The organism is Primorskyibacter sedentarius (genome assembly GCF_004342065.1).
Taxonomy (GTDB): Bacteria; Pseudomonadota; Alphaproteobacteria; order Rhodobacterales; family Rhodobacteraceae; genus Primorskyibacter; species Primorskyibacter sedentarius.
This window is the reverse complement of sequence record NZ_SLZU01000020.1, coordinates 39,186-57,770: the sequence shown is the minus strand read 5'-3', so window position 1 is coordinate 57,770 and position 18,585 is coordinate 39,186. Positions and strand designations below refer to the sequence as shown.

The 18,585-nt window shown below is 62.1% G+C and carries 12 protein-coding genes; 6 read left to right on the top strand and 6 right to left on the bottom strand.

Annotated features, from left to right (window positions below; translation table 11 throughout):
* Window positions 1-171: 171 nt before the first annotated feature.
* Window positions 172-2,673 (bottom strand): adenosylcobalamin-dependent ribonucleoside-diphosphate reductase, encoded by a 2,502-nt coding sequence (locus EDD52_RS19250; RefSeq protein ID WP_132248011.1) that lies wholly within the window; start codon window positions 2,671-2,673, stop codon window positions 172-174.
* A gap of 438 nt (window positions 2,674-3,111) precedes the next feature.
* Here EDD52_RS19250 and EDD52_RS19245 point away from each other — a divergent pair, with 438 nt between their 5' ends.
* On the top strand, window positions 3,112-3,546 hold the full coding sequence (locus EDD52_RS19245; RefSeq protein ID WP_132248035.1) for a DUF1489 family protein: 435 nt from the start codon (window positions 3,112-3,114) through the stop codon (window positions 3,544-3,546).
* 34 nt (window positions 3,547-3,580) lie between these two features.
* On the opposite strand, the gene hisG is transcribed toward EDD52_RS19245, so the two are convergent.
* From hisG to hisS, 3 genes are read right to left on the bottom strand one after another with little or no spacing between them, the layout of a single operon-like run.
* Complete coding sequence (gene hisG, locus EDD52_RS19240) at window positions 3,581-4,273, bottom strand: ATP phosphoribosyltransferase (RefSeq protein ID WP_132248009.1); 693 nt, start codon at window positions 4,271-4,273, stop codon at window positions 3,581-3,583.
* Complete coding sequence (locus EDD52_RS19235) at window positions 4,270-5,358, bottom strand: ATP phosphoribosyltransferase regulatory subunit (RefSeq protein WP_132248007.1); 1,089 nt, start codon at window positions 5,356-5,358, stop codon at window positions 4,270-4,272. Before EDD52_RS19235 ends, hisG begins: the two co-directional genes overlap by 4 nt.
* Window positions 5,355-6,824: a histidine--tRNA ligase gene (hisS, locus tag EDD52_RS19230; protein WP_132248005.1), complete on the bottom strand. Its 1,470-nt coding sequence runs from the start codon at window positions 6,822-6,824 to the stop codon at window positions 5,355-5,357. The genes EDD52_RS19235 and hisS overlap by 4 nt, the downstream gene beginning before the upstream one ends.
* A gap of 218 nt (window positions 6,825-7,042) precedes the next feature.
* On the opposite strand from hisS, the gene EDD52_RS19225 reads away from it, so the two are divergent.
* On the top strand, window positions 7,043-7,249 hold the full coding sequence (locus EDD52_RS19225) for a SlyX family protein (protein ID WP_207906062.1): 207 nt from the start codon (window positions 7,043-7,045) through the stop codon (window positions 7,247-7,249).
* Between the two features lie 29 nt (window positions 7,250-7,278).
* Here the strand turns inward: EDD52_RS19225 and EDD52_RS19220 are convergent, their stop codons facing one another.
* Together EDD52_RS19220 and dnaE are read right to left on the bottom strand one after the other, a co-directional pair.
* Window positions 7,279-7,860 carry a lipoprotein gene (locus EDD52_RS19220; RefSeq protein WP_132248003.1) on the bottom strand — a complete coding sequence of 194 codons (582 nt, stop codon included), beginning with the start codon at window positions 7,858-7,860 and terminating at the stop codon, window positions 7,279-7,281.
* Between the two features lie 139 nt (window positions 7,861-7,999).
* On the bottom strand, window positions 8,000-11,578 hold the full coding sequence (gene dnaE, locus EDD52_RS19215) for a DNA polymerase III subunit alpha (RefSeq protein ID WP_132248031.1): 3,579 nt from the start codon (window positions 11,576-11,578) through the stop codon (window positions 8,000-8,002).
* A gap of 705 nt (window positions 11,579-12,283) precedes the next feature.
* Between dnaE and xdhA the strand changes: the two genes are divergently transcribed.
* From xdhA to EDD52_RS19195, 4 genes are read left to right on the top strand one after another with little or no spacing between them, the layout of a single operon-like run.
* On the top strand, window positions 12,284-13,705 hold the full coding sequence (xdhA, locus tag EDD52_RS19210) for a xanthine dehydrogenase small subunit (protein ID WP_132248001.1): 1,422 nt from the start codon (window positions 12,284-12,286) through the stop codon (window positions 13,703-13,705).
* A complete protein-coding gene (gene xdhB / locus EDD52_RS19205; RefSeq protein ID WP_132247999.1) occupies window positions 13,702-16,128 on the top strand; it encodes a xanthine dehydrogenase molybdopterin binding subunit in 2,427 nt (808 codons plus the stop codon). The genes xdhA and xdhB overlap by 4 nt, the downstream gene beginning before the upstream one ends.
* A complete protein-coding gene (xdhC, locus tag EDD52_RS19200; protein WP_132247997.1) occupies window positions 16,118-17,062 on the top strand; it encodes a xanthine dehydrogenase accessory protein XdhC in 945 nt (314 codons plus the stop codon). Before xdhB ends, xdhC begins: the two co-directional genes overlap by 11 nt.
* The gene (locus EDD52_RS19195; RefSeq protein WP_132247995.1) at window positions 17,059-18,582 is read left to right on the top strand and encodes an ABC transporter ATP-binding protein; all 1,524 of its coding nucleotides are present in this window, start codon (window positions 17,059-17,061) and stop codon (window positions 18,580-18,582) included. The genes xdhC and EDD52_RS19195 overlap by 4 nt, the downstream gene beginning before the upstream one ends.
* Window positions 18,583-18,585 lie beyond the last annotated feature (3 nt).

Here is an 18,585-nt window from a genome sequence, read left to right as displayed (position 1 = left end):
CACCATATCCCTTGGGACAGAGTCGAACCTCGGGCATTATCCTTCAGGGGCCAAAAACAAGAAAATCGGGCGTTTCCGCCCGATAGACTTCTTATGCTTGCAAATTGGCTATTCTGACCCGGCCGGTGGCCACTAATTGGTAGTCAGAATAAACAACAATAGACACAGTTGCTAACCTGAACACTTAGAATAGCCGCAATTGGCGCAGGTCATGCAGCCTTCGACCATTCGCATGTCATATTGACCACAGCTTGGGCAGGCGGGGCCGCGGGGTGCGTCCAGGCCGACGACCTGGGCCTGGGGGTCGGATTTCAGGCCCATGCCTTCGCCTTCAAGGAAGCCAATGGCGATCAGGTGCTGCTCAATCACGCCCCCGATTGCGGCCAGAATTGACGGAATATACTTGCCCTTGACCCAGGCCCCGCCACGCGGGTCGAACACGGCTTTCAGCTCTTCGACGACAAAAGACACATCCCCGCCGCGACGGAACACGGCCGAGATCATGCGCGTCAGCGCGACCGTCCAGGCGAAATGCTCCATGTTCTTGGAGTTGATGAACACCTCGAAGGGACGCCTGCGCCCGCCAACGATAAGATCGTTGATCGTCAGATAGATGGCATGTTCACTGTCGGGCCATTTCAGCTTGTAGGTACTGCCCTCCAACGCCTGGGGCCGGTCGAGCGGCTCGGACATGTAGACCACATCGCCATGGGGAGTTTGGGGTTCGGTTTCCGACGTGGCGACGACCTCGGGAGAGTCTTCTGCCTGCATGAAGCTCTCGACCTCCAGACCAAAAACCTTCGCAATCGCAATTGCTTTCTCGGCGCTCGTGGAACCTTTCTCACGCCCGACAATATCTTTCAGAATGTCGACGGAGACACCCGCCTCGCGCGACAGATCCGCAATCTTCAGACCGGTACGTTCCATTCGTACTTTCAGCGCTTCGCCAAAGCTGTCGAATTTCCGGGCTCTGGTCTCTTCCGACACGCTCAACACGCTGCCTGTCACGTCGTTCGGACGGTAGGTCGTACAGCCTTTGCAGCCTGTCTCGTAGGCGCTCATGTAGACATCCTTGAACGCATCGAAGGAAATGTCCTCGGGGCAGTTGATCGTCTTGGAAATGGAGCTGTCGACCCATTTCTGCGCGGCGGCCTGCATCTTTACATGATCCAGAGGCGCGAGGGTCTGGGCATTCACGAAATAATCGGGCAGCTCCGCATCGCCGAATTTGTCGCGCCACATCTGCACCGCGTAATCCACAACCTCTTCTTCGGTGCGCGAGCCGTCCTTTTGCAACACCTTCCGCTTGTAGGCGTAGGCAAAGACCGGCTCGATCCCCGATGACACGTTCCCGGCATAAAGTGAGATCGTACCCGTCGGCGCGATGGAGGTCAGCAGCGCGTTGCGGATGCCATGTTCGGCGATGGCGGCGCGAACATCCTCATCCATTTTCTGCATGGTGCCGGAGGCGAGGAACTTCTCTGCTTCGAAAAGCGGGAAGGCGCCCTTTTCCTTCGCCAGTTCCACGCTTGCGAGATACGCAGCCCGCGCAATGGCACGCAGCCACTCCTCTGTCTTGGCCGCAGCCTCGTCAGAGCCGTAACGGATCCCGCACATCAAAAGCGCGTCGGCCAGCCCGGTCACACCCAGCCCGACGCGACGCTTGTTCATCGCTTCCTGACGCTGCTGCTCCAACGGGAACCGGCTGGCGTCAACGGTATTGTCCATCATGCGGATGGCCAGGGAAACAAGCTCTGACAGCGCGTCTTTATCGATCTGCGCGCCCTCTTCGAACGGGCGATCCACCAGTCGCGCCAGGTTCACCGATCCCAGCAGGCAGGCACCGTAAGGCGGCAGAGGCTGCTCTCCGCAGGGATTGGTCGCCGCGATGGTTTCAACATAGCTAAGGTTGTTTGCCTTGTTGATCCGGTCGATGAAGATCACGCCCGGCTCTGCGTAGTCATAGGTGGCGCGCATGATGCGGTTCCAAAGGTCACGCGCCTGCACCGTGTGATAGACCGTGCCGTCGAATTTCAGCTCCCAGCTTTCATCCGCTTTCACGGCCTCCATGAACGGGTCCGTCACCAGCACCGAAAGGTTGAACATGCGCAACCGCGCGCTGTCGGCCTTGGCGCTGATGAAATCCTCAATATCAGGGTGATCGCAGCGCATGGTGGCCATCATCGCCCCACGGCGCGAGCCTGCCGACATGATCGTGCGGCACATCGCGTCCCAGACATCCATGAAGGACAGCGGCCCCGACGCATCTGCGGCCACGCCCTTCACATCCGCGCCGCGCGGCCGGATGGTCGAAAAATCATAGCCGATGCCGCCGCCCTGCTGCATGGTCAGCGCAGCTTCCTTGAGCATCTCGAAAATGCCGCCCATGCTGTCGGGGATCGTTCCCATGACGAAACAGTTGAACAGCGTCACAGACCGGCCCGTGCCAGCACCCGCCGTGATCCGGCCCGCAGGCAGGAAACGGAAATCTTCCAGCGCGCCGTAGAACCGCTTCTGCCAGAGGTCGGCATCCTTTTCGACCGAGGCAAGCGCGCGGGCGATTCGACGCCAGCTATCCTCCACCGTTTGGTCAATTGGGCGGCCATCAGCCTCTTTCAACCGGTATTTCATGTCCCAAATCTGTTCGGCGATGGGCGCGGCAAAGCGGGTCATGGCAGGTCCTGTTACAGCTGAAGAAGGCCCGTCAGACTAGGCTGTCGCGCTGCCGTGGTCAAGCTGAGGGCCCTCACTGCGGGCACCGGATCGAGGTGCCAGCCGCATCGCTGCGAACGTTGGAACAAAATAAAAACAACGTTCGTATGTACCTGTAAATAAACAATTTATATCTTTTAATATCGTTGCTGTGTTGACAAGCCAAACATATTGTCGCTGTATAGCGTCAACGTACGGCACAGGGGTTGCGTGGTTTAGTGAGTGGGCTGCGTAACCGGGCCGAAAGGCCGGGCGCCATGATATTGTAGGTCATGTTCGGGATTGCTCTGTTGCGCTTGTGTGGTGCGGCTCCTGCTCGGATTGTCTTGGTTCGTGAGTGGCCAGACTTTCCGAGCCGGAGACATTGCCGCTGACGCCGTGCAGGCTACAATAGCGGCCATGACGACTCGCTTCACAAACTTGATCAAACTCAGCGTCGGCAGCGAAAGCGTCGAATCCATGGCGAACTGGCAGGCAACACGCCGTGCGCAATCCGCCGACGGCTTGCCACGCCACGTGACCCGTATGTGGCCGAAACGAAGCGAAGAAATCCTGAACGGCGGATCGCTTTATTGGGTCATCAAAGGGTTGGTGCAGTGCCGACAGCGGGTGCTGCGGCTTGATGAAGTCATCGGAGAAGACGGAATTCGCCGCTGCGCCATCGTGCTCGACCCCGAAATCATACGGGTCGCGCCGTCGCAAAAACGCCCCTTCCAGGGATGGCGTTACCTGAAACCAGAGGACTCGCCGGCCGATCTGGGAAAGGCGCGGCAGCAGGAAGATACCCTGCCCCCAGAGCTTGCCGGCGCTTTGGCAGAAATCGGCGTGCTATAGGCGCAGAATGTTGCCCGGACGGCGACGCGCTCTGTCAGACCTCCAGTCGATCGATCAGCTTTTCCAGCACCTCGCGCTCTTCCTGCGTGCGCCGCGCCGTCCGGCTGCGGAACAACGTGGCCTGTGACCGCAGGATGGGGCCGTCGGACAGGATCTTCAGGTGGTTGGCACGCAGGGTCTCACCGGTGGAGGTGATGTCGGCGATTGCCTCTGCCGTCAGGTTCTTGACCGTCCCTTCCGTCGCGCCCTGGCTGTCGACCAGCCTGTAATCCGCAACGCCCCCGGCGCGCAGGTATTCCCGCACAAGCCGGTGATACTTCGTGGCGATGCGCATGCGGTGGCCATGCGCCTCGCGAAAGGCGGCGGCCGCGGCATCAAGATCGTCAAGGCAATCGACATCAACCCAGCAATTCGGCACCGCGATGATCAGATCCGCATGACCAAATCCAAGCGGCGCCAGCTCCTCGACCCGCTGGTCCCATTGCACGAGCTTTTCGCGAATGAGGTCGGTGCCGGTGACGCCAAGATGCAGGCGCCCGGCGGCCAGTTCCCGCGGGATTTCACCGGCAGAGAGGAGCACAAGGTTCACACCTTCCACACCCTCGACCTTGCCGGCATATTCCCGGTCCGACCCCGTGCGGGACAGCATGACGCCGCGCTCCCCGAACCAGTCGAATGTCTTTTCCATCAGCCGCCCCTTGGACGGCACACCCAGCTTGACGATCATGCCAGGCCTCCCAAAGTCTCGATCTGTCCGGGGCGGATGACACCGCCCACGGCCGGGATCTCGGCACCGCCCCCAAGTCGCCGGGTCAGCGCGTCATAACGGCCCCCGGTTGCGACTGGCGGCAGGTCTGGACGACGATCCGCATAAAACCCGAAGACGAACCCGTCGTAATACTCCATCGATGTCCGGCCATAGCTTGCCTCGAAATCGAGCACATCGACATCAATCCCGCGCTTGTCGAGCGCATCGATACGCCGCGCAAACTTGTCCAGCGCAACCGAAATGGCCGGAAGGTCTACGGCAATATCCCGCAACTGCTCCAGCGCAAAGGGACAGGTTTCGCGCACGGCCAGGATTGCGTCCAGCGCCGCGACCTGCGCCTCCGACAGCGGCGCGGTCCGGGCGTCTTCGCGCAAGGCATCGATCCGGGCTTCGATCTCGGCGCGGCTGCGCAAGCCGATGATCGGCCCGGCACCGGCCAGCGCATCCTTTGCCCGCAACAGGGCGGAACGGGTTGCCGGAACGGGACTGCGGCCAGCGAAGCGGTCAAGCAGCGCACGGAACCGCCTTGGCCGCCAGATATGCCGCATCAGCGCGGCACGCCTCCGCGCAGAAGTGTCCAGCCCTTCGACCGCGGCCGTCAGGATACCGATATCGCCCGTCGCCGCATGCAGTCCCAAAGGGGCAAGTGCAGTGTGAAACAGCGCGAAAACCTCGGCATCCGCACCTTCGGGATCGGCCCGGTCGAACACCTCGTAGCCGACCTGCAAATATTCGTTTTCGCGCTCGGGATGGTCTTCCTGTCGACGAAAAACCTCTCCGGCATAGGTGTAGCGGGCGGGTTCTGCGCCGCCGCTCATATGCATCTGCACCACCGGGACGGTGAAGTCTGGTCTCAGCATCTGCTCGCCACGCGACGGATCTTGCGTCACATAGGCCCGCGCCCGGATATCCTCGCCATAAAGGTCCAGCAGGATATCGGCCGGTTGCAGGATGCCGCAATCGACCCGCAGGGCACCGGCCTCTTCGAAAAAGGTCAGGAGTCGCGCAGCCTCGGCACGTGTCGCGGGGGAAAGGACGCTCATTGCTGCTCCAGTATCTCGCGGACCTTGGCGACAAGATCACCGCGCGCCACCTCGTATTGCGAAGGGCGCTCTTTCCACTCTTCCAGCGTCGCGTTCTCGGCGATCTGCTTGCCAAGGATCAGGTCCTTGATCTGCACGATGCCCTGCGCCTTCTCGTCCCCGCCCTCGATCACCGCGACCGGAGAGTTGCGCTTGTCCGCATATTTCAACTGGTTGCCAAAGTTCTTGGGGTTGCCCAGATAGACCTCTGCCCGAATGCCCGCCGCGCGCAGTTCCGCCACCATCGCCTGATAATCGGCCATGCGGTCGCGGTCCATCACGGTCACGACAACCGGTCCGGTCTCGTGGGTTTCGATCCGCCCCTTTTCGCGCAGCGCCGCCAGCAAACGGTCGACCCCGATGGAAACGCCCGTGGCAGGCACTTCCTGCCCGGTGAAGCGCTTGACCAGATCGTCATAGCGCCCTCCCCCCGCAACCGATCCGAACTGCCGCTTGCGGCCTTTCTCGTCAAGGATCTCAAAGGTCAGCTCCGCCTCGAAGACCGGCCCGGTGTAATAGCCAAGGCCGCGCACGACCGACGGATCGATCACGATGCGATCAGGGCCGTAGCCCTGCGCCGCCAACAGGTCAGCGATCTGCTCCAGCTCGGCCACGCCTTCGGCGCCTACAGCGGAGTCCCCAATTGCATCGCGAAGTTGAGCCAACGTCTCTGAAGCATCCGCACCCTTCGATGTCAGGAACGCCAGGACCGGTTCTGCCTGCGCATCCGTCAGGCCCACCCCGTCGATATAGGCACCCGAAGCGTCCAGCCGCCCCTTGCCAAGGAGCTCGCGCACGCCCGCCTCGCCAACCTTGTCGAACTTGTCGATGGTCCGCAGCACGGCATCGCGCTGGCCGTCGTCCGACAGCCCCATGCATTCCAGCACACCGTTCAGAACCTTGCGGTTGTTCACGCGGACAATGTAGTCGCCGCGCGGGATACCAACGACTTCCAGAACGTCCGACAGCATCGCGCAGATCTCGGCATCCGCAGCGACACTCGCAGCCCCGACCGTATCCGCGTCGCACTGATAAAACTGCCGATAGCGTCCCGGTCCGGGCTTTTCGTTCCGCCAGACCGGCCCCATCGCATAGCGCCGATAGGGCAACGGCAAATCATTTCGGTGCTGTGCGTAGACCCGTGCAAGCGGCGCGGTCAGATCATATCGCAGCGCCACCCAGGCGTCGTCTTCGTCCTGCCAGGCAAAGACGCCCTCGTTGGGCCGGTCCACATCCGGCAGGAACTTTCCCAAAGCCTCGACCGTCTCGACACCGCTGCTTTCCAGCGCGTCAAACCCGTAGCGATGATAGACCCCTGCGATCCTGGTCAGCATTTCGGCGCGGTCGCTGACCTCTGCGCCGAAATAGTCGCGGAACCCTTTGGGGGTGACCGCCTTGGGACGGGGTTGTTTCTTCACTTTGGCCATGGCTTGCATCCGGCTCCAATTCATGCGCCGCCCGTGTAGCCGCTCGCACCGACAGGGGCAAGCGATGCGCTCTGTCTGCGTTCGGATTGAAACCGCTGCCGGGCACTGCCCGGATACGCCCGCCACGCCTGTTTCATGGCATCACGCATCTTGCAGGCTCACAGGACCGATTGCACAAGCGGCGGTCTCGGGCTATCTCGGCGGCAGGAGGACATGCGATGCCTACAGAGATCGAAACCCTTCAGGAAAAACTCGCCCACATGATGCGCGCCGTCGATGACCTGTCAGAGGTGGTCGCACGGCAGGATGGCGAAATTGCAACCCTCACCCGCCGGGTCGAAATGCTGATGCAGCGCGAGGCCGCAAGGGAAGTTGAAAGCACGGGTGGCATTGTTCTGGGGGACGAACGTCCGCCCCACTACTAGGCCAGCAAGGGGCGCGGCCATGCACCGCCTCAGCGGCCCTTCATCCCCTGCGCCACCAACGCCCCGTCATGCAAAAGAAGCTCCAGCCAGGTGGGGTTGCTGGTGAAATTTCCGTAGATCGTCACGAAGACGGTGGAGTTTTCCATCCGGTCGATCCGGGACCCGCAAGGCGCCCCGCGGGCCGCGCCGCAGATCCGGCTCTTCAACGCTTCGTAAGCGTCATCAGTGGCGGAAACCGGCTGCGATTTCGCGGGCAGACCATAGCGTAGCTGCTCGTGCATGGAGGGCGAGCCGAACAGGACCAACGCCCCCGTCACCTGCCGCGCACAGCGGTCCTTGAATCCCGTGACAAAAAAACTGTGCGGCGCGGTCGACCCCGGCCGACTGTCATAAAGCACGTATCCCCGTCCGTTGTCGGGATGTTTGGCAATCGCCTGACCCAGCTCTTTATCGGGCACACCACACAGAATGCCAACTTCGCCAAAGGGCAGAACCTGGCCGCGCTCTACCGTACTGCGCTGCGCGGACCCGCTGCCGGAGCCACCGTTAAACGTACCGCCACAGGCGGCGAGCATCAGGGCGGCCAAAAGGGCCATAAACGGTTTATTCAACGAAACATCCATCCCGACTGGTTGCACCGGCTTAGCCTATCATCCACGGACCCGTCCAGCGCCCCGGCATTTCGCGAAAGGCTATAGGCCGTCCCCCGCCCATGCAACACCAGCACGCCAACGTCGCGCGTGCAGACTGCTACAATTCCTCTACGGCCATGACGCCGCCAAGGCTCTTGATCGCGCCCTTGATCTCGGGCGTGATCGGGAAATCCCGTTCAAGATCAATCTCGACCTCCCCCGGCAGCCCCGCATCCATCAGGCAAAGCTGCACCGGCCCCTTTGCGGCCCGCTTGATGTCGCCTGCTGCACGCTCCAACACTTCGGCGACGGCAGCGATGGCCACGGCCTCCTCGACAAAGATCTTCAGCCCGGCACTGCTTGCATCGGCAACAACAGTATCCATCGGCGCTGCCGACCGGATTGTCGGGTCGAACTGCCCGTCATTGAACCGTGCCTCCAGAGTCACAACCACCTTGTCCGTCGTCTCGAAAACCTGACGCGCGTTGTTCAGATCCTTCTCTTCGCGGGCGAACATCGCGATGCCCGCCAGCTGCCCTGTCGGATCAGACATATTCATCCGGAAATACCGTGACCCACGAGAGGACTTCATCTCACGAAAGCCCGACACCATGACGCCAACCTTGACGATGGCCGCGCCGTCTTGCTCGGCCTTGGTCTGCGCATCCGCAATCGTCGAAATCCCTTTGCGTTTCAGCGATGCCGCATAATCGTCCAGCGGATGGCCGGACAGGAAGAACCCGATCGCCTTCTGCTCTTCCATCAGCCGTTCCGAGGCGACCCAATCCGCCACCGGGCTCAGGCGTGGCTCCGGCAGGTCTTCCCCCGCCTCGCCAAACAGCGATACCTGCGCCGATGCCTTCTGCTCATGGATCGCGGCGGAATAGGCAACCAACGCGTCAAGGCTGTCGAACACCCGGCGCCGATTGTTATCAAGCTGGTCAAATGCCCCGGCACGCGCCAGCATCTCCAAAGGCCGTTTGCCCACACGCTTCAAATCGACCCGCCGTGCAAAATCAAAGAGCGTCGCAAAGGGTTTGCCCGCCGCGCCCCGGACTTGATCCGGGGCCATTTGGTTCGCCTGCCCGTCCCCGGCGTCCGACCCCTGCCGCGCGTCCACGATCATCTGCATCGCATCCGCGCCCACATTCTTCAACGCGCCAAGCGCATAGACCAATTGTTGATCCACAACGTCGAATGTTGCCAAGGATCGGTTCACACAGGGCGGCACGATCGGAATATCCAGCCCGCGCCGAACCTCTTCGGCATAGATGGCCAGCTTGTCGGTCAGGTGGATATCGCAGTTCATGACGCCGGCCATGAATTCCACCGGATGGTTCGCCTTTAACCAACCCGTCTGGTAGCTGACCACCGCATAGGCCGCAGCGTGCGATTTGTTGAAACCGTAATTCGCAAATTTCTCAAGAAGGTCAAATACTTCTGACGCTTTCTTCTTGTTGACGCCATTGGTCGCAGCACCCGCTTCGAACTTCGGACGTTCTGCATCCATCGCCTCCTTGATCTTCTTGCCCATCGCCCGGCGCAGCAGGTCGGCGCCGCCAAGTGTATAGCCGGCCATCTCCTGCGCGATTTGCATCACCTGCTCCTGATAGACGATGATGCCCTGGGTCTCGGCAAGGATGTGATCGATGGAGGGGTGAACGCTTTCAAGTTCCTTTCGCCCGTGCTTCACGTCGCAATAGGTCGGAATGTTTTCCATCGGCCCGGGCCGGTAAAGCGCTACGAGCGCCACGATATCCTCAATACAGGTGGGCTTCATCTGGCGCAGCGCCGACATCATGCCAGAGCTTTCCACCTGGAACACCGCCACCGTCTTGGCCAGAGCATAAAGCTTGTAGGTCTTCTCATCATCCAACGGGATGAGGTTCATCTGGTTCTCGGCCCCCGGCGCGGGCTCGTAAAGCTGCGTGCCATCCGGGGCGATATGCAGCTGCCGCCCGTTCTTCAGGATCAGGTCCAGCGCATTCTGAATGACGGTCAGCGTCTTCAACCCGAGAAAGTCGAATTTTACCAGCCCGGCCTGTTCCACCCATTTCATGTTGAACTGCGTGGCAGGCATATCCGACCGCGGATCCTGATAAAGGGGCACCAATTCGTCTATCGGGCGGTCACCGATGACCACGCCCGCCGCATGGGTGGAGGCGTTCCGCAAGAGCCCTTCGACCTGCTGGCCATAGTCCAGCAGGCGCGCCACGACCTCTTCGTTGCGGGCCTCTTCGCGCAGGCGCGGCTCGTCGGTCAGTGCCTGTTCGATGGAGACGGGTTTGACACCTTCAACCGGGATCATCTTCGACAGGCGGTCGACCTGCCCGTAAGGCATCTGCAACACGCGACCGATATCGCGCACGGCAGCCTTGGACAGCAACGCCCCGAAAGTAATGATCTGCCCCACCTTGTCGCGCCCGTACTTTTCCTGCACGTAGCGGATCACCTCTTCGCGCCGATCCATGCAGAAGTCGATGTCGAAGTCCGGCATGCTGACCCGTTCCGGGTTCAGAAACCGTTCGAAGAGCAGCGAGTAGCGCAGCGGATCAAGGTCGGTAATGGTCAGCGCATAGGCCACCAGCGAGCCCGCACCGGACCCCCGTCCCGGCCCCACCGGGATGTCATGATCCTTGCTCCATTTGATGAAATCCGCAACGATCAGAAAATAGCCGGGAAAGCCCATGCCCTCGATGATATCAAGCTCGAAATCCAGCCTTTTCTGATATTCCTCGACCGTCGTCGCGTGGGGGATGACCGCCAGCCGCGCCTGCAGGCCCTCATTGGCCTGGCGGCGCAGTTCTTCTACCTCGTCATCGGCAAATTTCGGCAGGATCGGGTCTCGGCGATAGGCCATGAAAGCGCAGCGTTTCGCAATCTCGACCGTGTTTTCTATCGCCTCGGGCAAATCGGCAAAGAGCGTCACCATCTCTTGCTGCGATTTGAAATAATGCTGCGCCGTCAGGCGACGACGGGGCGCCTGTTGGTCGACATAGGTCCCTTCGGCGATACAGATCAGCGCGTCATGCGCTTCATACATCTCGGGCTTCGGAAAATAGACATCGTTGGTGGCCACCAGCGGAATATTCATGGCATAGGCCATCTCAACCTGGCCACGCTCTGTCTGCCGTTCCTTTTCCGGCAGGCCACCCTCGCCCGGGTGGCGCTGCAGCTCGACATACAGCCCGTCGCCATAGATCGCATGAAGCCGTCGCATCAGCGCCTCTGCTGCGGGCCGCTGGCCCTGCTGCAAAAGCAGTCCCACAGGCCCGTCCGGCCCGCCGGAGAGGCAGATCAACCCTTCCGCGAAAGTGGACAGATCCTCCAAGGTGACGTGTGGCAATTGCCCGTCGCCGCGCAGGTAGAGACAGCTATTGAGCTTCATCAGGTTCTCGTAGCCACGCTCGTCTTGTGCAAGCAGAACCAGAGGCGCCGGGTCTCGCAGACGCTCGCCCGGCGCGGGTGTCGCGAATTGCAGATCGACCTGACACCCGATGATCGGTTGTATGCCCGCACCGCTGGCAGTGATCGAAAATTCAAGCGCCGAGAACAAGTTATTGGTGTCGGTCACCGCAACCGCGGGCATCCCTCCTGCTTCGCAAAGGCCGGGCAGCTTTTTCAGCCGCACGGCACCTTCCAGAAGCGAATACTCAGTGTGGACGCGGAGGTGGATGAATCGGGGGTCACTGCTCATAGCCGGACGGTAGACATCAGGCATGGGTCTTTCAATGGCTAGAACGCTCACCGTTGGCGAAGAAACGGCCTGATTGAGAGAGTCCGGTCCGCAGGTACAGAGCAGTGTGAGTGATCTGCGATTTTCCGGTCTGATTTATCAGGCTATATCTTCGTGAGCCCGGTTACGGGCTGCGGTTCCCTGCTCATATCTCCAGAAGCAGCATCTTTGATGAGGCTAGGCAGATTTTGGTAGCGCCTGAAGCAGGCGAGCGAGACGCCATTGGCGAAACAACGCGTGCAGCGCCAACTATGCCAACTGTCACACAAGCCCATGACGTCGAAGGAAGCGACCAACATGCCGACGGAGCCGTTGAGACCACCTTGGAAATACGGCACTGTTCCGCTCCCGGAAATGCCACCCCTGAAGTTGAAAATTAGATCCCCAGCGTCTAACTCCGCAACCGTACCCGACGTGAGTATCGCCACCTTGGCGCGACTTCATCCGAATTGCAGGCAACGGCGCATTCGATCTTTCGAACACGGAAACAGCGCCCAACCAGCAGGCAGATGCCCCGTTTTCGGGCAGGCTGGCCGTTTTTTCCCTTGCCAAGGTGATTTCGGGCTGACTAGCTTGTAAAGCGATCATTCTGGACCCCGGGCGCCCTCTACGCCGCATCGAAGGCGCGATTCCTGGGCCACCTCGGTAAGGCGGCAGGTTTTCATAATGAACATCACGTTTCTTCTGAACGGAGAGACTGTATCCACACAGGCGGCGCCCGCGACGGCCACCTTGCTGGACTGGCTGCGAGAGTCCCGTCATCTGACGGGCACCAAGGAAGGCTGCAACGAAGGCGATTGCGGCGCCTGCACCGTCATGGTCACCGATGATCAGGGCACGCGTGCGCTCAACGCCTGCATCCTTCTTCTGCCGCAATTGCATGGCAAAGCCCTGCGCACGGTCGAGGGGCTGGCCGAGAATGGCGTGCTGCACCCCGTCCAGAAAGAGATGGTTGACCACCACGCAAGCCAGTGCGGCTTTTGCACACCGGGTTTTGTCATTGCAATGGTCACCTCCCACGCCAACGGTTCGACCGACCACGCGACGGCACTGGCGGGAAACCTGTGCCGCTGTACCGGCTACGCCCCCATTCTGCGCGCCGCCAAGGCCGCCGAAGGTCAACCCATCCCCGGCTGGCTGACCATCGACCGCGACTACGCGCGCACAAACAGCGGTGCGACCCCGTCTGCCACCGTGCCGGAGGGCCAAAGGCCCGACGCGAGCGCGGAGGCGGCCGCGGCCCTGCCGGGGTCCTCCGACGCGCTCGCCGCCCTTCTCTTGGAACAGCCCGACACGACGATCATCGCCGGGGCGACAGATGTCGGCCTATGGGTCACCAAAAAGCTGCGGGATCTGCCGCGCGTCGCATTCCTGCACCGCTGCCGTGACCTGCAACAGATCGAGGTCAGCGAGGAGTCGATCCGGATCGGTGCCGCGGTCACGATGGACAGGGTGCTGACGCTAATGCAGAAACATCACCCCTCCTATGCCAGCATGATCCGGCGCTACGGTTCGGCCCAGGTCAGGGCGGCGGCGACAATCGGTGGCAATATCGCAAACGGCTCGCCCATCGGGGACAATCCCCCGGCCCTGATCGCGCTGGGGGCGACATTGCACCTGCGCTCCGGCGACGTCCGGCGGGGCATGCCGATCGAGGCGTTCTTCATCGACTATGGCAAACAGGATCGCGGCCCGTCTGAATTTGTCGAGGCGGTCACAATCCCACGCCAGCCCGACCGGCTGAAATGCTACAAGCTGTCAAAACGGTTCGATCAGGACATCTCTGCGGTTTGCGGGTGTTTCAACCTGACTACCAAAGACTCGAAAATTGTGGAGGCACGGATCGCGTTTGGCGGCATGGCCGGAACACCGAAGCGAGCCACCACGCTTGAGCAGGCATTGATCGGCCAGAGATGGGCTCGTGAAACGGCCGAGCAGGCCATGAGCGCGCTGGACGAGGATTTCGCCCCACTTACGGATATGAGAGCCAGCGCGACCTACCGGCTGGATGCCGCGCGCAACATGCTGCTGCGCTATTTTCTGGAAGACGAGGCAGGCTTGCCCGCGATCTCCGAGGTGCGGGTATGAGCGTATCAAAACCCCTTCCCCACGATTCCGGGCATCTGCATGTGCAGGGTACCGCGCGCTATGTCGATGACATTCCCAGCCCGCAAGGCACGCTCCACCTTGCCTTTGGCCTGTCGCAGATCGCCCATGGCCGCATCGCAGAGATTGACCTGCAGCCAGTGCGCGATGCCCCCGGTGTTGTTGCGGTTCTGGAAGCGGGCGACCTGCCCCATAGCAACGACGTTTCGCCCTCCGTTCATGACGAGCCTCTCCTGTCCGGGCATTCCGTGCATTACGTGGGCCAACCGGTCTTTCTGGTCGTGGCCACCAGCCATCTGGCCGCCCGCAAAGCGGCGCGGATGGCGCGGATCGACTATCAGCCCCGCGACGCCATCCTGACCATTGAAGAGGCGCTGGACGCCGATGCCCGATTCGAAGAAGGCCCCCGGATCTGGGAGAAGGGCGACGCCGAAGAGGCCATCGATACCGCGCCCCACCACGTCGAGGGTCGGATCGAGATGGGCGGACAAGAGCATTTCTACCTCGAAGGTCAGGCTGCCATGGCCTGGCCGCAGGAAGGTGGTGACATGCTGGTGATGAGTTCCACCCAGCACCCCACGGAAATCCAGCACAAGGTCGCCGAAGCGATTGGCCGTCCCATGCATGCTGTCCGGGTAGAGACGCGCCGGATGGGGGGTGGCTTTGGCGGCAAGGAAAGCCAGGGCAACGCGCTGGCTGTCTCTTGCGCCGTCGCGGCCCGCCTGACCGGCAAGCCCTGCAAAATGCGCTATGACCGCGATGACGACATGATCATCACCGGCAAACGCCATGATTTCCGCATCGACTACCGCGCGGGGTTTGATTCCGACGGCCTGCTGACGGGGGTGGACTTCATCCATTACACCCGATGTGGCTGGGCGCAGGATCTGTCGCTGCCCGTGGCCGACCGGGCCATGCTGCATTCCGACAATGCCTATCACCTGCCCGCTGCCCGTATAGAAAGCCACCGCCTGCGCACCAATACGCAATCGGCCACCGCCTTTCGCGGCTTCGGCGGCCCGCAAGGCATGGTGGGGATCGAACGCGTAATGGATCATGTCGCACATGAGCTTGGGCTGGACCCCGTGCTGGTGCGGCAGCGAAATTTCTACGCGCCCGCGAGCGTCCTTGCGCAGCCTGCCTCTGACGTTCCAAAGGACAACTCGCCCGAAAACAATGCAGAACCCCCGGAGGCTGGCGTGGACCTGACCTCTCGCGGGGCCGTGGCTGCGTCGTCACAAGACGCTGCCGTTCCAAACGCAGGGGGCGCACAGACCACACCCTATGGTCAGCCGGTCGAGGATTTCATCCTGCACGAGATGACCGAGTCCCTGATGCAAAGCTCCGACTACGCGGCACGACGCGCGAAAGCCGCGGAATGGAATGCACAAAACCCTATCCTGAAACGCGGCATCGCGATGACCCCGGTGAAATTCGGCATCTCCTTCACGCTGACCCATCTTAACCAGGCGGGCGCGCTGGTGCATGTCTATCAGGACGGGTCCGTGCATCTGAACCACGGCGGCACAGAGATGGGACAGGGCCTGTTTCTGAAGGTGGCGCAGGTCGCGGCAGCACGGTTCGGCCTGCCTTTGGAAGCGGTGAAAATCACTGCGACGGATACGGCCAAGGTGCCCAATACCTCGGCCACGGCGGCCTCCTCCGGGTCGGATCTCAACGGGATGGCCGTGAAAACCGCCTGCGACGAGATTGCCGGGCGTATCGCCGCACATCTGGCAAAGCTGCACCAGTTGCCTGCGGACGCTGTCACCTTCGCAGAGGGCCGCGTGCATGTGGGCGAGGAAAGCTACACTTTCGAAGAGGCGGCCAAACTGGCCTATGAAGCACGGATCAGCCTGTCGGCCACGGGTTTCTACAAGACGCCCAAAGTTCAATGGGACCGGATCAAGGGACAGGGGCGGCCGTTTTTCTACTTTGCCTATGGTGCTGCCGTCAGCGAAGTGGTCATCGACACCCTGACAGGAGAGTACCGCATCCTGCGCGCCGACATCCTGCATGATTGCGGCGCCTCTTTGAACCCGGCCATTGATATCGGCCAGATCGAAGGGGGCTATGTGCAGGGCGCGGGCTGGCTGACGACCGAGGAACTGGTCTGGGACGACGACGGCCGGTTGCGCACCCATGCGCCCTCGACCTACAAGATCCCCGCGATCGGCGATGTGCCCGAGGTGTTCAATGTCGCCCTTTGGGACGGCGCGAACCGCGAGGACACGATCTACCGGTCCAAGGCCGTGGGCGAGCCGCCCTTCATGCTGGGTATCTCGGTCCTGATGGCGCTGTCGGATGCCGTTGCCGCCTGTGGTACGGGCTATCCCGCGCTTGATGCGCCCGCCACGCCCGAACGCGTGCTGGCCGCGGTACAAAGGGTGCGCGATGGCGTTTGAGCTTGAAACCCTCCGGCACGCCGTCCGCCAGCATGGGTGCGTCGCGCGCGTCGTGGTGGCGGAAACCGTCGGATCGACACCACGAGAGCCCGGCGCGGCCATGCTTGTGTGGCAAGACGGGCAATCCGGCACAATCGGCGGCGGCGAGTTGGAGCATCGCGCAGCAGAGGAGGCTCGGGCCATGCTGCCCGCAGGGCAGGATCGCGAGTGTCGCCATGCGCTTGGGCCGTCGCTTGGCCAGTGCTGCGGCGGCGCCGTGGTGCTGCGGACAGAGGTCTATGACGCGCCACGCGCCGCCGCCCTGCCAGACACAGTGATCGCCCGCGGGCCGGATGAGATGCCGCTGTCTGTCCGGCGACTGCTGGCCGACGCGCGCGGACAGGGGCGGCCTTGCGACGTTCAGCGCCTCGACGGCTGGCTGATCGAACCCGTCGCCCGCCCCGAAACGCGCCTGTGGATCTGGGGTGCCGGCCATGTCGGGCGCGCCTTGGCAGAGGTTCTGGCCCCCCTGCCCGGCATGGCGATCACCTGGGTCGATACCGCGCCGGAGCGTTTTCCGGACAACCCGCCTGACGCCATAACAATTCTTCCGGCGACGCGGCCGGAACAGCTTGTCCACCATGCGCCCACGGACGCGCATCACCTGATCCTGACATTCAGCCACGCGCTGGACCTCGAACTTTGCCACCGGCTGCTGTCACATGGCTTTGCCAGCGCTGGCCTGATCGGATCGGCAACGAAATGGGCGCGATTCCGGTCCCGGTTGGGCGCACTTGGCCACAGCTCTGCCTCAATCTCGCGCATCACCTGCCCGATTGGCGACCCGACGCTGGGGAAACACCCTCAGGCGATTGCGATAGGGGTTGCCGCGGCCATACTGTCGGGCGAAACCGCAGCCATAGGCCGGAACGATGCAAAGGACAGCTGTGCATGACTGACGTGCTTCTTCGACTTGAGGGGCTGACCAAGGCCTATCCCGGTGTCGTCGCCAATGACGACGTGTCCTTCGACATTCGCGAAGGCGAGATTCACGCGCTTTTGGGCGAGAACGGCGCGGGCAAGTCAACGCTGGTCAAGATGATCTACGGGCTGGTCAAGCCCGACAGCGGCACGATGACCCTGCGCGGCGCCGCGTTCGAACCGGCAGAGCCGCGCGCGGCGCGGGCGGCAGGCGTGGCGATGGTGTTTCAGCATTTCTCGCTCTTCGATGCGCTCAGCGTGGCCGAGAATGTTGCGCTTGGGATGGAGAACCCGCCGAAACCGCGTGATCTTGCACGCCAGATCCGCGACGTGTCAGAAACCTACGGGCTGCCCCTTGATCCCGGCCGCACGGTCGGCACCCTGTCTGCGGGCGAACGCCAGCGGGTAGAAATCATCCGCTGCCTGCTGCAAAACCCCAGGCTCTTGATCATGGACGAGCCGACCTCTGTCCTGACCCCGCAAGAGGTCGAAATCCTGTTCGAGACGCTGCGCAAGCTGGCGTCCGAAGGCACCGCGATCCTGTATATCAGTCACAAGTTGGAAGAGATCCGCAGCCTGTGCGATCACGCGACCGTCCTTCGGCTTGGCAAGAAGGTGGCGACCTGTACGCCTGCGGACGCGACTGCGCGCGAATTGGCAGAGATGATGGTCGGCGCAAGTTTTGAAACCCCGCAGAAGGCGGAAAGACCCCTGGGCGAGGTCATGCTGGATGTGCGGGGGCTGTCCCTGCCCGCGCCCGGCGCCTATGGCACGCCGCTGCGCGAAATCAGCTTTCAGGTGCGCGCAGGTGAAATTCTGGGTCTGGGCGGGGTGGCCGGCAACGGGCAGGACGAGCTTTTGGCGGCCCTGTCTGGCGAGCGCGTCACTGCGGCCGATGTGATCCGCCTGCGCGACAGACCAATCGGGACAATGGGTCCGACGGAACGCCGCGCGCTTGGCGTGCTCAGCGGCCCCGAAGAACGGCTGGGCCATGCCGCCGCCCCCGATATGAGCCTGACAGAGAACGCCGTTCTGACCGGCGCAAGACGCATGGGGCTTTTGTCGGGCGGGTTCGTCAACTGGACCAAATCCAAAGGCTTTGCCGAGGATGTCATCCAAAGCTTTGACGTGCGCACGCCCGGTCCGGGCACTGCGGCGCGAGCCTTGTCCGGGGGCAATCTGCAGAAATACGTCATTGGCCGCGAGGTGCTGCAATCGCCCGAGGTGCTGGTGGTCAACCAGCCCACCTGGGGCGTGGACGCGGCCGCCGCAGCTGCAATCCGGCAGGCCTTGCTGAACCTTGCTGCCAAGGGCGCGGCGCTTGTCGTCATCAGCCAGGACCTTGACGAATTGATGGAGGTCAGTGACCGCTTCGGCGCGCTGAACGAAGGACGCCTGTCGGAAATTCGCCCCGTTGACGGGCTGACCGTGGACGAGATCGGCCTGATGATGGGCGGCGCGCATGACATGGAGGTCGCCCATGTCGATGGCTGACCG

Bases quoted from the DNA above. Each gene is read 5' to 3' on its own strand.
- EDD52_RS19250 (WP_132248011.1), bottom strand. From the start codon at position 2,673: ATGACCCGCTTTGCCGCGCCCATCGCCGAACAGATTTGGGACATGAAA.
- EDD52_RS19245 (WP_132248035.1), top strand. From the start codon at position 3,112: ATGACGACTCGCTTCACAAACTTGATCAAACTCAGCGTCGGCAGCGAA.
- hisG (WP_132248009.1), bottom strand. From the start codon at position 4,273: ATGATCGTCAAGCTGGGTGTGCCGTCCAAGGGGCGGCTGATGGAAAAG.
- EDD52_RS19235 (WP_132248007.1), bottom strand. From the start codon at position 5,358: ATGAGCGTCCTTTCCCCCGCGACACGTGCCGAGGCTGCGCGACTCCTG.
- hisS (WP_132248005.1), bottom strand. From the start codon at position 6,824: ATGGCCAAAGTGAAGAAACAACCCCGTCCCAAGGCGGTCACCCCCAAA.
- EDD52_RS19225 (WP_207906062.1), top strand. From the start codon at position 7,043: ATGCCTACAGAGATCGAAACCCTTCAGGAAAAACTCGCCCACATGATG.
- dnaE (WP_132248031.1), bottom strand. From the start codon at position 11,578: ATGAGCAGTGACCCCCGATTCATCCACCTCCGCGTCCACACTGAGTAT.
- xdhA (WP_132248001.1), top strand. From the start codon at position 12,284: ATGAACATCACGTTTCTTCTGAACGGAGAGACTGTATCCACACAGGCG.
- xdhB (WP_132247999.1), top strand. From the start codon at position 13,702: ATGAGCGTATCAAAACCCCTTCCCCACGATTCCGGGCATCTGCATGTG.
- xdhC (WP_132247997.1), top strand. From the start codon at position 16,118: ATGGCGTTTGAGCTTGAAACCCTCCGGCACGCCGTCCGCCAGCATGGG.
- EDD52_RS19195 (WP_132247995.1), top strand. From the start codon at position 17,059: ATGACTGACGTGCTTCTTCGACTTGAGGGGCTGACCAAGGCCTATCCC.